Raw genomic sequence first — 14,941 nt, forward strand, 5'->3', positions numbered from 1 at the left:
TTTTTTATGTTAAGCTTAGAGTAGTAAATACCTAGTGGAGGGATCATTGTGAAGCGTATCGGTGTATTGACAAGTGGGGGAGATGCTCCAGGCATGAATGCAGCAATTCGTGCAGTAGTGAGAAAAGCAATATATGAAGGTTTAGAAGTAGTAGGTATTTTTCATGGTTATCAGGGATTAATCGATGGAAATATGGAACTTTTAGATTTAGGTTCGGTTGGAGATATTATTCAACGAGGTGGAACCAAACTTTATTCTGCGCGTTGCCCTGAGTTTAGAACAGAGGAGGGACAACAAAAAGCTATGGAGCAATTAAAAGCAAATGGAATTGAGGGGTTAGTCGTTATTGGGGGAGATGGTTCTTATAGAGGTTCCATGACTCTAACGAAAAATGGCTTTCCTTGTGTAGGGATTCCGGGGACCATTGATAATGATATTCCAGGGACGGATTATACACTTGGTTTTGATACAGCTTTAAATACAGTTATCGAATGTATTGATAAAATAAGGGATACAGCAACTTCACATGATCGAACATTCATCGTCGAGGTAATGGGTAGAGACGCAGGAGATTTAGCTTTATGGGCAGGTCTTGCTGGCGGAGCTGAAACAATTATAATTCCAGAGGTAGACTATAATATAGATGAAGTTGTAGAAAGATTAAAAAGTGGATCTGCTCGTGGTAAAAAGCACAGTATTATTATAGTTGCTGAAGGTGTAATGAGTGGATCTGAATTTGCTGCTAAATTAATGGAAAAAGCAAATATTGAAACACGTGTCTCCGTTTTAGGTCATATTCAACGTGGTGGTTCTCCAACTGGTCGTGACCGTGTATTGGCAAGTATGTTTGGAGCTAAAGCGGTTGAAGTATTACTAGCTGGACATGGAGGTCGTGCAGTTGGCATACAGAATCATCAAGTGGTAGACTATGATATGAATGAAGCTTTTGAAAAGAGTGAAGTTTTTGATTCAGTAATGTATCAATTATCGAAGGAATTATCCATCTAATTATTATCTTCTTGAAAGAAAGGACTTGTATATGAGAAAAACTAAAATAGTATGTACGATTGGACCGGCTAGTGAATCAGAAGAAATGTTAAAACAATTAATTGGAGCAGGCATGAATGTCGCTCGATTAAATTTTTCACATGGTAGCCATGAAGAGCATTCCGCTAGAATCCAAAAGATAAGAGAAGTATCAAACAAAGCAGGTAAAATTGTAGGGATCTTACTTGATACAAAAGGACCTGAAATTCGAACACATAAAATGGAGAATGATGCTATTGAGTTAGTATCTGGTCAAACAATTGAAATATCGATGAACGAAGTATTAGGTAGTAAAGAACGTTTTTCGATTACATATGAAAAATTGATCGAGGATGTTCAAGTGGGCTCGATTATTTTACTTGATGATGGATTGATTGAATTAGTAGTTACTAAAATAGATGTGAATGAAGGTATTATCACTACATTTGTACAAAATGCTGGAACACTAAAAAATAACAAAGGCGTTAATGTTCCTGGAGTATCTGTGCAATTACCTGGAATTACAGAAAAAGATGCAAAAGACATTTTATTTGGAATTGAACAAGGTGTCGATTTTATCGCAGCCTCATTTGTTCGTCGAGCAAAAGATGTACTAGAAATAAGAGAGCTACTGGAAAATAATAATGGTTCACATATTCAAATTATCCCTAAGATTGAAAATCAAGAAGGGGTAGACAATATAGATGAAATTATTCAAGTTTCAGATGGCTTAATGGTAGCTAGGGGCGATCTTGGTGTAGAAATTCCTGCCGAAGAGGTTCCTTTAGTTCAAAAGAGTCTTATTCAAAAATGTAATAATGCTGGAAAGCCAGTCATTACTGCTACCCAAATGTTAGACTCTATGCAACGTAATCCAAGACCTACTAGAGCAGAAGCAAGTGATGTTGCAAACGCTATATTAGACGGCACAGATGCGATTATGCTTTCTGGTGAAACCGCAGCTGGTCTATACCCGGTAGAATCAGTTCAAACAATGGATAAAATAGCTAAAAGAACTGAAAATGCAATTGACTATCGTTCGATTGTTACTAAACTAAGTAAAGGACGAGAAGTAAACTTAACGGATGCAATTGGTCAAGCAGTGGCACATACTGCTATTAACTTAAAAGTAAAAGCGGTAATTGCACCGACTGAGAGTGGACACACAGCTAAAATGATTTCAAAATTTAGACCAGGTGTGCCTATTATTGCAGTAACATCGTCTACTCAGCCTTCTAGAAAGTTAACACTCGTTTGGGGTGTTTATCCGATAGTTGGTAAGAAGGCATATTCAACTGATGAGGTTTTAGAGGTGGCAGTGGAAGAAAGTATTCTTCATCATTATGTAACGCATGGTGATTTAGTAGTAATTACTGCTGGTGTACCGGTTGGAGAAGCAGGAACAACTAACTTGATGAAAGTTCATGTTATTGGAGATATGGTTGCTAAAGGACAAGGGATTGGCAAACTAACTGCTTATGGAAAAGCGGTTGTCGTGAACAATTCAAGAGAGTTATTAGGTCAAGATACATCTAATAGCATTATTGTAACAATTGGTTCTGATCGTGAAATGATTCCTGCGATCGAGAACTGTAAGGGACTTATTACAGAAGAAGGTGGCTTAACAAGCCATGCTGCTGTAGTTGGGTTAAGTCTAGGAATTCCTGTTATTGTTGGAGTTAATAATGCAACAAAATTAATCAAAAATGGACAAGAGCTTACGATAGACGCAGAAAGTGGAGTTATTTATCACGGAAAAGCAAGTATCATTTAAATTGTCTACAGATAATATTTAAAATTGCCTCACCATAATTGGTGGGGCAATCATTCTATATAGAAGGTGAATATATGAAATGGATCATTGGATTGCTTATCATCATTCCAGCAATAGAATTATATATATTACTTTTGTCTGGTAAATCAATTGGTGTAGGTTTTACAATTCTGCTTATACTAGCAACAGGAATTGCTGGTGCTTTTTTAGCAAAAAAACAAGGGATGAAAGCGTACCGAGAAGTTTCCGATAGCATTAAAAACCGTCAAGCACCGGGAGATGCGGCTATTAATGGACTGTGTGTATTTGTTGGTTCTATTTTAGTTATCCTACCAGGTTTTATTTCTGACATTCTTGGATTTTTACTTTTGATTGGTCCAACAAGAAAGTTATTCAAACCAATAATTTATAAGTGGATTCGGAAAAAAATGAAAAATGGTCAAGTAATTGTTATGAAGTCCTCGTGAGACCGCTCCATCTGGTTGCAAGCAAATATATAAAAGGACTAAATAAAATTCCGATAAACCCAAATATTAAAATGGCTGCCGCGCTAAGAAAGAATACGTGGACAGCCTTTATTTGCATAGAGGAAGACCATAACATGGACTCTACGATATGCCGTGTTAACTGGACAAATAAATATAAAAGCAAAATAATGAGCCCAAACGTATGTTGTTCCAATAAGAAAAAGTAAATACTAAGAGGAATTAAAATTATGCCAATGCCTAAAAAAGGAAGACTATCAACCAAGGAAATAAGAAATGCATATTTAAATGGTTGTTGAAAGCCTAATACAACAAATCCAATTGATAAAAGGAAGAAAGTTAAAATATATAGCTTTAAACCTACAGAAATAAAATTATTCATCACAACTGAAACCTTCACTAATACCCTTTCACAAAGTCCTCTAGCCTTTTTTGGAAAATAAACAAGAAACCAATGACGGTCTTTCCCAGATTCATATAATGAAAAAAAGAGTGCAATGATAAAGAGAAACAACTCAAAAAAATAAGAAGGCAAGTGAGTGAGGTAGATTAAAAGCTCATTCATAAATTTATTTAATAATGTTTGAAATTTCCCTTCAAACATTAAAAAGATAGGATGTTTTTGAATTTCTACTACTGGTAACTTCACAATATAATCGTGAATTAGCGGAATAAGATCAATGAGTGTTTGTACCAAATATAAAATTAACAATATACAGCCAGATAAAATAAATACTTCTGTTAGAAATACACTAAAGATAATTGGAAGTTTAAACTTCTTATAAAAGAGATTAGTTATTGGAAATAAAAAATATCCTAATATAATTGCTAGAGTTAAAGGATAAGCGATAATCGAAATAAGTATAATTATTCCAATCGGCATCCATTTCCCAAAAAAATCTTCCTTATTTATTTGAAAACCAATCATTTTCATCCAATCTTTTCAAATATTTAGTAGATTAGTAATTATTTTTTTGATAAATTTAAGCGTTTTCATTCACAAATTAGCCAAACTTGATTATAATGAATTAGTAAGCATTGATAAGATACATATTATATTCAGATAAATTCTTATCATCTTTTTTAGGTGATTAATAATTTAATCTGAAAAAGAGGGAGAGATTAAAATGACAACAACTCGTGGATTAGAAGGGGTTGTAGCTACGCAGTCTGCTATCAGTTCAATTATTGATGACACACTAACTTACGTAGGCTATGATATTGATGATTTAGCTGTAAATGCGAGCTTTGAAGAGGTAGTATTCTTACTTTGGAATAAACGTCTACCTAAAGCAAATGAATTGGAAGAATTAAAACAACTACTTGCTAATAACATGGCAGTTCCTCAAGAAGTACTTAACCATTTCAAATCTTATCCAATATCAAAAGTTCACCCAATGTCGGCTCTAAGAACCGCTGTATCTATGTTAGCATTATATGATGATGCTGCTGAGGATATGTCCGAAGAGGCGAACTACTTAAAAGCTATCCAACTTCAAGCTAAACTTCCAACATTAGTTACAGCATTCTCTCGAGTACGTAAAGGACTTGAACCAGTTGCTCCAAAAACAGACTTAGGTTATGCTGCAAACTTCTTGTACATGCTTAATGGCGAACTTCCAGAAGAAATTGAAGTGGAAGCATTCAATAAAGCATTAGTACTTCATGCAGATCATGAACTAAATGCTTCTACCTTTACAGCACGTGTATGTGTTGCGACACTTTCAGATATATATTCAGGTGTAGTAGCAGCAATCGGAGCTCTTAAAGGACCACTACATGGTGGAGCAAACGAACAAGTAATGAAAATGTTAACAGAAATCGGTTCTGTTGATAATGTAGAAAAAGTTATTAATACAAAACTAGAAAACAAAGAAAAAATCATGGGCTTTGGTCACCGAGTTTATAGAAAAGGTGATCCACGTGCGAAACATTTACGTGAAATGTCTCAAAAATTAACTGCTCTTCGTGGTGAGTCAAAATGGTACGACATGTCTGTAAAAATCGAAGAAATCGTTACTGGTCAAAAGAATTTACCACCTAACGTAGATTTCTATTCAGCATCCGTATATCATTCTCTTAATATCGATCACGATTTATTTACTCCAATTTTTGCTGTTTCTCGTGTTTCTGGGTGGACTGCTCATATTTTAGAGCAATATTCAGATAACCGTCTAATTCGCCCACGTGCTGAATATGTAGGACCTGGAATGCAAAAATATGTACCAATCGATGAAAGATAATGAAAAATAATAGCGTTTCATGATAAAATTAGGGCTGAACACATTTGTGTTTATAGCCCTATGATTATGATAGTAGGAGGAAATATAAAATGACAACTGGCAAAATCACAGTAGAAAACGGTGTACTTAACGTACCAAACACAGCAATAATCCCTTTTATTGAAGGTGATGGAACAGGTCCAGATATTTGGGCTGCAGCATCAAGAGTTTTAGAAGCATCTGTAGAAAAAGCATACAATGGCGAGAAAAAAATTGAGTGGAAAGAGGTTCTTGCTGGTCAAAAAGCATTCGATCAAACGGGTGAATGGTTACCTCAAGAAACTTTAGATGTTATCAATGAATATTTAATTGCGATCAAAGGACCACTTACTACACCAATCGGTGGTGGTATTCGTTCTTTAAACGTTGCTCTACGTCAAGAACTGGATCTATATACTTGTCTTCGTCCTGTTCGTTATTTCACTGGAGTACCTTCACCAGTTAAACGTCCAGAAGATACAGATATGGTAATCTTCCGTGAAAACACAGAAGATATCTATGCTGGTATCGAGTATGCAAAAGGAACTGATAACGCAAAAAAACTAATTGAATTCTTGCAAACAGAATTTGGTGTTAAAAATATTCGTTTCCCTGAGACTTCTGGTATCGGCATCAAACCTATTTCAGAAGAAGGAACTAAACGTTTAGTTCGCGCTGCTTTAAACTATATTATTAAAGAAGGTCGTACTTCTTTAACACTTGTGCACAAAGGGAACATTATGAAGTTCACAGAAGGCGCATTTAAAAACTGGGGTTATGAAGTTGCTGAACAAGAATTTGGCGATAAAGTATTTACTTGGAATCAATATGACAAAATTAAAGAAGAGCAAGGAACAGAAGCTGCTGATAAAGCACAATCTGATGCACTTGCATCTGGTAAAATCTTAGTGAAGGATTCAATTGCTGATATCTTCTTACAACAGATTTTAACTCGTCCAAAAGAGTTCGATGTAGTTGCTACAATGAATTTAAATGGAGATTATATTTCTGATGCACTTGCTGCTCAGGTTGGTGGTATTGGTATTGCTCCTGGTGCTAATATTAACTACGTGTCTGGACATGCTATTTTCGAAGCAACTCACGGAACTGCTCCTAAATATGCTGGTTTAGATAAAGTTAACCCATCATCGGTTATCCTTTCTGGTGTGTTAATGCTTGAACATTTAGGTTGGAATGAAGCTGCTAAACTAATCATGGATTCAATGGAAAAAACTATTGCTTCTAAAGTAGTTACTTATGACTTTGCTCGTCTTATGGATGGAGCAACAGAAGTAAAATGTTCTGAATTCGCGGATGAACTAATTAAAAATATGTAAGATTTTACGAAATTGGGTTTACCGGGGGAGGATTTTCCTTCCCTTTACATATGATTAAAAGGAGAGTTTTCAATGACATTAAAACGTAATAAGATCTCAGTTATTGGTGGCGGCTTTACAGGTGCTACAACTGCATTCTTGCTTGCACAGAAAGAACTTGGAGATATTGTTTTAGTTGACATTCCTCAAGCTGAAAATCCAACAAAAGGGAAAGCTTTAGACATGGCTGAAGCGGCTCCTGTTCAAGGTTTTGATGCTAAAATTGTTGGTACTTCAAACTATGAGGATACAAAAGACTCTGACTTAGTAATTATCACAGCTGGTATTGCACGTAAACCCGGTATGAGCCGTGATGATTTAGTTCAAACAAACCAAAAAGTAATGAAAGCAGTAACAGGTGAGATTGTTAAATATTCACCGAATACAACGATCATTGTATTAACAAACCCAGTAGATGCTATGACATATACTGTATATAAAGAATCAGGTCTTCCAAAAGAACGTGTAATCGGGCAATCTGGCGTGCTGGATACGGCTCGTTTCCGTACATTTGTAGCAGAAGAATTAAATCTTTCTGTTAAAGATGTAACTGGTTTCGTACTAGGTGGACATGGCGATGATATGGTTCCTTTAGTTAGATATTCTTATGCAGGTGGTATTCCATTAGAAACACTAATCGATGCTGCTCGTTTGGAAGAAATCGTGGATCGTACTCGTAAAGGCGGGGCTGAAATTGTTAACCTGCTTGGTAATGGTTCTGCTTACTATGCCCCAGCTGCATCATTAGTCGAAATGGCCGAAGCGATTCTGAAAGATCAAAAACGTGTTTTACCATCTATCGCGTATTTAGAAGGCGAGTATGGTATGGACGGAATTTATCTTGGAGTTCCAACGGTATTAGGTGCTAGTGGTATTGAAAAAATTATTGAGCTTGAATTAACTGAAGATGAGAAAGCTTTATTAAACAAATCAGCTGAATCAGTTAAAGCAGTTATGAACATACTAGCTTAATTTTGTATCAAAGAAATCGAGTGGGAAACCTACTCGATTTTTTTTATGCGATAATAAAGGACTTGTATATAGCACTTTGCTTCTCATCAGTTCCAAAATTTCCCTGAAGAGCTAGACTGATAATTGATTTTTCATGATTGATAGGAAATAACTTAAGGTATCTTAGGCATTAATCTAACTTAGGCAAAATTAATAACCCTATAATAAAGTATTTTACTCGGTGGTTGTCATGTTATTTGCTGATTTAAGAAAAATAGTAAGCACAAATCTAATAGAATGAAATATAGCTCCCGAAATTGAATCTTCGGGAGCTAACTTAATGAATAGGACAGTGTCAATTCTCTCATTTTCCAAACAATCATAATCCAGTTCTCAAAAGTTGAAGGAGGGCGACGGACAGACGACAGCCACCAAATTACCAAAAAAGGAGAGGAGGGTCGTGATAGTAGTCACGACCCTCCTCTCCTAAAAATTATTCGGTAATGTAATTGCGACAGTCCTGTCTATAGCACTCCGGAAACGATTGTAACTGGTCTTACTTTTAAAAATCACGACGGTTTTCTTATTATTTTAGTATAGAATATCCTAGTTATTAGGTCCTTTATTTCTAATACATAGAGGCGCTTGCGCTTATCTTATACTTATTGTTAAGATAGAGGTAGTATACGGATTGGGGGAGACGTATTGTTATTAGGGAAAACGCGCAAAATAGGTAGAAGAATAGAAGAGATCACTATTGGTGAGAAATTAACTATAACTGAGAAGATGGACGATAAAGATTTGCTTTTATATTTAGGGTTAACAAATGATAGTAATCCATTATATATACAGCATGATTTTGCATCTCAATCGGTCTATGAGAAACCAATTGTTCCGCCAATTATGCTCACAGGAGTAATTACTTCTGCAATTTCCAAATACTTACCTGGACCAGGTTCTTATTTAAAAAGACAATCATTAGCATTTCCTATACCAACCTATCATTATTCTGTTATTGATTTTACTTTCGAGGTTAAAGAAGTACATATGAATACAAACGAAATAGTAATTCAAGTAATTGCTCAAAATGAGGATGAACAAATAGTAGTGGAAGGGATTTTCCATGTTTCTCCACAACTCTTGGTCAATTGATTTGGAATGGGGGTTTCAAATCAACTTGGAGGCGAAAAAATGAAAAGAGTATTAGTCGTTGATGATGAAAGTTCAATCGTAACATTATTAAAATATAATTTAGAAGAAGCTGGTTTTGAAGTAATTACAGCGATGGATGGCTTAGAGGGCTTAAATCTTGCAATGAATGAACATCCTGATGTTATTGTGTTAGACTGGATGCTACCATATAAGGATGGTATGGAAATCTGTAAAGAGCTTCGCATCAGTAAAATACAAACACCTATAATCATGCTAACAGCAAAAGATGAAGAATTTGATAAAGTTCTTGGTTTAGAATTAGGTGCTGACGACTATATGACAAAACCTTTTAGTCCAAGAGAAGTTACCGCACGAGTAAAAGCGATGATTCGACGCTCAGGTATGGCTAGCGATGCAGCTAATACAGAACCTAAACATACTGAGGAATCATATGTTTTTGGTCCTCTACAAGTATTTCCTGAGCGATTTGAGGTTTTATTAAGCAATGAACCAATTGAATTCACACCGAAAGAATTTGAGCTACTTGTTTATTTAATTGAAAACAAAAATAGAGTCTTAACTCGAGATCAACTTTTAAGTGCAGTATGGAATTATGATTTTGCTGGGGATACTCGAATTGTAGATGTTCATATTAGTCACTTAAGAGACAAAATTGAAGAAAATAGTAGAAAGCCGATTTATATTAAAACAATAAGAGGTCTTGGGTATAAATTTGAGGAGCCAAAGACTAAATGAAAACCTATCAATCACGAATTTTGAGAACTTATTCTATATTAATTGGGGTAATCTTAGCTGGACTAGGCATCGTTCTTGGTCAGCTTTTTCCTATTTTCGTGGACCATTCTGCAAATAAGATAGTGGACTCAAAAATAGAGTCTGTTTCAACTTTTTTAGAAACGACAGAACTTTCAAAAGATGAACAAGTGAAAATTAATCAGTTAATTTCTTCTGAGCTCAAAGGGGAGAACTTAGTTGAGGAGCAATCGCTTTGGTTATTTTTGTTCTTTACTTTACTAGCAGCGTTTCTTATTGCATTATTTCTTGGAGCTAGTATATTTAGAAAATATGCTCAACCGATTGAACATTTGACAGAGACAGCTATGGAACTTGCCCGAGGAAACTATCGGATTAGAGCATTCGAAGATGACTTTTCAGGTATGTCGAAATTAAGTAATTCTCTCAATATTCTCGCACGTAATTTACATGATATTTCTGTTATGCGGGAAACAGAAAAAGAGCGTTTAAAAACGTTAATAGAAAATATGGGCAGTGCATTAATTATGATTGATCGAAATGGATTAATTACGATAGTTAATCGCTCATTTCTACAACAATTACAAATTTCCTTAGATAATGTAGATGGAAAGCTTTTTCGTAAAATTGGCTTGCCTGAAAAAATAGAAGAGTTTATAGATAAGCTTTTTCTGACAGAGTCCTCGAGTCGTGAACAAATTCAAATCAAGCGTGATCTTCATACTTATTACATGGATGCATATGGTGCACCAGTTATAGGAGAACACGGTAGATGGCTTGGAATAGTCGTTGTTATGCACGATATTACTGAGCTTATTAAATTGGAACAAATCCGCAAAGATTTTGTTGCCAATGTTTCACATGAATTAAAGACACCTGTTACATCTATAAAAGGATTCTCAGAAACTCTATTATTTGGAGCTTACAAAAACGAAGAAACATTACTTTCTTTTCTAGAAATTATCCATAAAGAAAGTAATCGATTACAAATGTTAATTAACGATTTACTGGATTTATCTAAAGTAGAGCAAGTTGGGTATGAAATATCCTTAAAGAAAGTCAGGCTAACAGATATTTTAGAGCGTGGTCTTGAAATGACCGCACACTTAGTAGAAGAAAAAGATATGAAACTAGAAACGACGGTAGATGATTCTGTCCATGTTTTAGGGGATATGAATCGTCTCATACAAATAATGATGAATTTACTTGCAAATGGGATTACGTATTCTCCAGAGAATACGACGGTTCGTGTAAATATATTCAAAAATGAACAGTATGGGATCTTTCAAATACAAGATGAAGGCATAGGTATAAGCAAGTCAGAGATAAATAGAATCTTTGAACGTTTTTACCGTGTGGATCGAGCTCGGAGTAGAAATTCGGGTGGGACAGGTCTAGGGCTAGCAATAGTTAAACATCTCGTAGAAGCACACCATGGATTAATAAAAGTAGAAAGTGAAGTAGGAAAAGGTACAACATTTACTGTATATATTCCTATTGCTAAAAGTTAACGGAGGTTTTTATGAACAATCAACCCTTTATTCCAATTATTATCGGCACAGACATAAATGCATATAACATGGCGATTTCCTTTCATGAAGAATACAATATAAAGCCAATTTTAGTTGGTAAGGAAGAAATGTCATTTACAAAGTGGAGTAATATTATTGAACATACTGAAATTCACTCTAATCTTTGGGACAAATCAGCGTTTGTCGCAGTTTTAACTCAAGTTGCTGAAAAGTATAATACACCTGGAAAACAATTGCTTCTCATTGGAACGAACGATTTCTATGTGCGATTGATTATTGAACATGCAGATGCATTGAAAAAGATGTATGTCTTTAACTACATGTCAGAAGAACTGATGAATAATCTACTTGTTAAGTCCAACTTTTATAAGCTTTGTGAAGAACATGGTATTGATACTCCAAAAACATATTATTATTCATGCTTGAAAAAGGAAGCTTTCACAGAAGAAGTATTATTCCCTTTAATTATCAAACCAAGTAATGGAGTTCAATATTACAAGAACAAATTCGAGGGACAACAAAAGGTATATAGAGTTGAAAATAGAGAAGAGCTTAACACTGTAATTAACCAAGTTAATGCTAGTGGATATGAAGAGGATCTAATTATTCAGGATTATATTCCTGGAGATGATACTTATATGTGGGATTCCGTTATTTATATTAGTTCGAATGGGAAAGCTCAATTAAGTACATTTGCACAGGTTGTTTTACAAGAACATACAGTTACTGCAATTGGTAACTATACAGCTCTTATTACAAGATATAACGAGGAAATAATGAAAAAATTGCAATACTTCTTAGAAGCTGTTGGTTATGTTGGGTTTGCAAACTTTGATCTAAAATATGATGAGCGAGATGGTAAGTTTAAGGTATTTGAAGTGAATATTAGACAAGGCCGTTCCAGCTATTATACTACAGCTCTGGGACATAATATGGCTCGCTATTTTGTTGATGACGTCATCTATAAAAAGGAAAAGCCTCTAACATTATTAAATGAGCATTATTTATTTACAGTTGTACCTAAAATAGTTCTGAGAAAATTTGTAGAGAATAAAGAAATTAAACAAGAAGTAGAGCAACTTTTAAGAGAAGGGAAATGGGGGAATCCATTATTTTATAAGAAAGATACCCATTTAACACGAAAACTATTTCTAATTGCTCGACAGTTTAATTATTATAAAAAGTATAAAAATAATAATTGGTGAATGAAAATTTACAGTATATTCACAATGTATTTACAATCGTCTGCTACATTTAAATAGACCCCTTTTCCAAATGATTTACCTAAAAAAGCTAGCCTAGTGCTAGCTTTTTTACTGTCTAAATAAGTATTAACATAGCTACTAAATAATTTAGAATGCGAGGGTTGTGACCTTATTCATGCCACTCGCATATTTTGAGAATTGTGTAGGGACGTAACGTATAGGGAGAACTACCCTTTTGTTTATTTATTTTTGAAACCTATTACACTGTTGTTCCGTAAATGAGTTATACATAGAAAGGGGAAAAGATATGAGCACAAAGAGATTAATTTCTATTATCCTAGTTTCATTCATTGGAATCATTTTATTATCTGCTATCTTTACGTCTTGGTATACCGTAGATGAATCAGAACAAGCAATCGTTATAACATTTGGTGAAGCAAGCGACCCTATTACAGAATCAGGTCTAAAATTTAAGATGCCTTGGCCTATTCAAAAAGTTGAAAAGTTATCAAAAGAAACTTTTAGTCTTCAATTTGGTTATAAGCAGACACCGGATGGAGAGGTAACATCTTTTGATAAAGATACTAAAATGATTACAGGGGATGACAATATCGTACTAACTGATTTAGTCGTTCAATGGAAAATCACAGATCCAAAAGCTTATTTATTCAACTCAGAAAGTCCACAAGATCTTTTACATGACGCAACTTCGGCCTCCATTCGTTCCGTTATTGGTAACTCTAAAATTGATGATGCTTTAACTTCAGGAAAAGCACAAATTGAGGCGGATACGATAGAATTACTTGGTTCATTAATCGATAAGTATGATATAGGTATCACCGTATTAACAGTGAAGCTACAAGATGTGGAGCTTCCAAATGCCGAAGTTCGTTCAGCGTTTACTGCTGTAACAGATGCCGAAGAAACAAAAAACACAAAGGTGAACCAAGCGGAAAAATATGAAAACCAACAAATGAGTGAAGCTGTCGGGGAAAAGGATGCAATTATTTCCAATGCAAATGGTTATAAAACTGCTCGTATCGAGCAAGCACTCGGAGATGTGGCATTATTCGATAAGTTATATGCAGAATACCAAAACAACAAAGAGATTACGAAGCAACGACTTGTAATGGAGACATTAGAAGCGGTTCTACCAAATGCAAAAATTTATATTATGAACGATGAAGGCGGTACGATGAAGTACTTACCACTTCAATCGTTAGAGTCAACTAAACAAACAACGCCTCCACCAGCAACTGATACGGAAACAAAAACAGAAGAAGGGAGCGGACAATAATGGCAGACAATAATAATCCATTTGCAAATTTAGAAGCAAAATTTAAAGCGATGGAAAATAAACCAAAGAAAGAAAAAGCGCCAAAGAAAGAAAAGACACCGATAGATTTTAAAAAGCATATGAAATCTTTTATCGCTATTTTCATCATGTTTGTCGTTTTTGTCATTGCTCTTGCAAATATTTATGTTGTAAAAGAAGGCGAATATAAAGTAATTCGTCAGTTTGGTGAAATAAAAGACGTAAAAGATACACCAGGATTGCATATGAAAATACCATTTATCCAAAGTGTAACAACTATCCCTAGATATCAAATGAACTATAAACTTTCAGAGGCAGAGATCAACACAAAAGATAAGCGCAGAATCATAATAGATAATTACGCTGTATGGCGAGTAGTCAATGCAAAAGAAATGATAACAAGCGCAGGCAGCTTAGTAAATGCAGGCTCTCGTATGGAAGAGTTTATCTACTCTGTAGTGCGTTCAGAACTTGGTCAATTAGAGTATAGTGAAATCATCAATGATGAAAATTCATCTCGAGGCAGCTTAAATGACCGAATCACCACACAGGTGAATGAATTACTTAAAAAAGATAAATATGGTATTGAAGTAGTCGATGTCCGTATTAAACGTACTGATCTACCACAAGAAAACGAGCAATCCGTATATAATGAAATGATTTCGGAAAGACAAAGTATCGCACAAAAGTTTTTATCAACTGGAGACGCTGATAAACGCCGTATTGAAGCGGAAACAGATCGTGAAGTAAGAGTGATGCTAGCAACTGCAAAAAAAGAAGCGGCAATTATTCAAGCTGAAGGTGAAGCAGAAGCAGCAAAAATATACAACCAATCATTCTCAAAAGATCCTGAGTTCTACTCGCTTTATAGAACATTAGAATCCTACAAAAAAACAATTGGGGAAGATACGATGATAATCATTCCATCTGATTCTCCTTATGCTAAAATTCTCTCTGGATATTTAGAGTAGTATGAATCGTCATTCCCCTTACTCACGTGGTAAGATATAGGGAATGACGGTTTTATTTATTTTATTTGAGCAAAACACCTGCTGAATATCGGAGTACTTTGGCAAATGCCGCCATGTCC

The 14,941-nt window shown here is 35.0% G+C and carries 13 protein-coding genes; 12 read left to right on the forward strand and 1 reads right to left on the reverse strand.

The features are described from left to right. Positions 1-48 precede the first annotated feature (48 nt). The 3 genes from pfkA (at position 49) to AM499_RS02085 (ending at position 3,267) form a co-directional block, all read left to right on the forward strand. Positions 49-1,008 carry a 6-phosphofructokinase gene (gene pfkA / locus AM499_RS02075; RefSeq protein WP_053588638.1) on the forward strand — a complete coding sequence of 320 codons (960 nt, stop codon included), beginning with the start codon at positions 49-51 and terminating at the stop codon, positions 1,006-1,008. Between the two features lie 31 nt (positions 1,009-1,039). Further along, the gene (gene pyk / locus AM499_RS02080; RefSeq protein ID WP_053588639.1) at positions 1,040-2,800 is read left to right on the forward strand and encodes a pyruvate kinase; all 1,761 of its coding nucleotides are present in this window, start codon (positions 1,040-1,042) and stop codon (positions 2,798-2,800) included. Positions 2,801-2,874: 74 nt separating this feature from the next. Continuing rightward, on the forward strand, positions 2,875-3,267 hold the full coding sequence (locus tag AM499_RS02085) for an FxsA family protein (protein WP_053588640.1): 393 nt from the start codon (positions 2,875-2,877) through the stop codon (positions 3,265-3,267). Here the strand turns inward: AM499_RS02085 and AM499_RS02090 are convergent. Then, positions 3,251-4,213 (reverse strand): AI-2E family transporter, encoded by a 963-nt coding sequence (locus AM499_RS02090; RefSeq protein WP_053588641.1) that lies wholly within the window; start codon positions 4,211-4,213, stop codon positions 3,251-3,253. The genes AM499_RS02085 and AM499_RS02090 overlap by 17 nt on opposite strands. Positions 4,214-4,412: 199 nt before the next feature. On the opposite strand from AM499_RS02090, the gene citZ reads away from it, so the two are divergent. From citZ to hflC, 9 genes are all read left to right on the forward strand, one after another. Beyond that, a complete protein-coding gene (citZ, locus tag AM499_RS02095) occupies positions 4,413-5,528 on the forward strand; it encodes a citrate synthase (protein WP_053588642.1) in 1,116 nt (371 codons plus the stop codon). An 89-nt stretch (positions 5,529-5,617) separates the two neighbouring features. Further along, positions 5,618-6,883 (forward strand): NADP-dependent isocitrate dehydrogenase, encoded by a 1,266-nt coding sequence (gene icd, locus AM499_RS02100; protein ID WP_053588643.1) that lies wholly within the window; start codon positions 5,618-5,620, stop codon positions 6,881-6,883. A gap of 72 nt (positions 6,884-6,955) precedes the next feature. Continuing rightward, positions 6,956-7,894: a malate dehydrogenase gene (gene mdh / locus AM499_RS02105; protein ID WP_053588644.1), complete on the forward strand. Its 939-nt coding sequence runs from the start codon at positions 6,956-6,958 to the stop codon at positions 7,892-7,894. Positions 7,895-8,578: 684 nt separating this feature from the next. Beyond that, entirely contained in the window at positions 8,579-9,025 is a 447-nt protein-coding gene (locus AM499_RS02110) for a hotdog family protein (protein ID WP_053588645.1), read from the forward strand. A 39-nt stretch (positions 9,026-9,064) separates the two neighbouring features. Further along, entirely contained in the window at positions 9,065-9,781 is a 717-nt protein-coding gene (locus tag AM499_RS02115) for a response regulator transcription factor (protein ID WP_053588646.1), read from the forward strand. Continuing rightward, positions 9,778-11,310 carry a two-component system histidine kinase PnpS gene (gene pnpS, locus AM499_RS02120; RefSeq protein WP_053588647.1) on the forward strand — a complete coding sequence of 511 codons (1,533 nt, stop codon included), beginning with the start codon at positions 9,778-9,780 and terminating at the stop codon, positions 11,308-11,310. Before AM499_RS02115 ends, pnpS begins: the two co-directional genes overlap by 4 nt. An 11-nt stretch (positions 11,311-11,321) precedes the next feature. Next, positions 11,322-12,536, forward strand: coding sequence for a carboxylate--amine ligase (locus AM499_RS02125; RefSeq protein WP_053588648.1), 1,215 nt, complete (start codon positions 11,322-11,324; stop codon positions 12,534-12,536). Between the two features lie 307 nt (positions 12,537-12,843). After that, positions 12,844-13,833, forward strand: a complete 990-nt coding sequence (gene hflK / locus AM499_RS02130; protein WP_053588649.1) for an FtsH protease activity modulator HflK — start codon at positions 12,844-12,846, stop codon at positions 13,831-13,833. Then, the gene (hflC, locus tag AM499_RS02135) at positions 13,833-14,822 is read left to right on the forward strand and encodes a protease modulator HflC (protein WP_053588650.1); all 990 of its coding nucleotides are present in this window, start codon (positions 13,833-13,835) and stop codon (positions 14,820-14,822) included. Before hflK ends, hflC begins: the two co-directional genes overlap by 1 nt. Positions 14,823-14,941 lie beyond the last annotated feature (119 nt).

Origin of the sequence: Bacillus sp. FJAT-22090 (genome assembly GCF_001278755.1) — a bacterium.
In the GTDB taxonomy this organism is placed as follows: Bacteria; Bacillota; Bacilli; order Bacillales_A; family Planococcaceae; genus Psychrobacillus.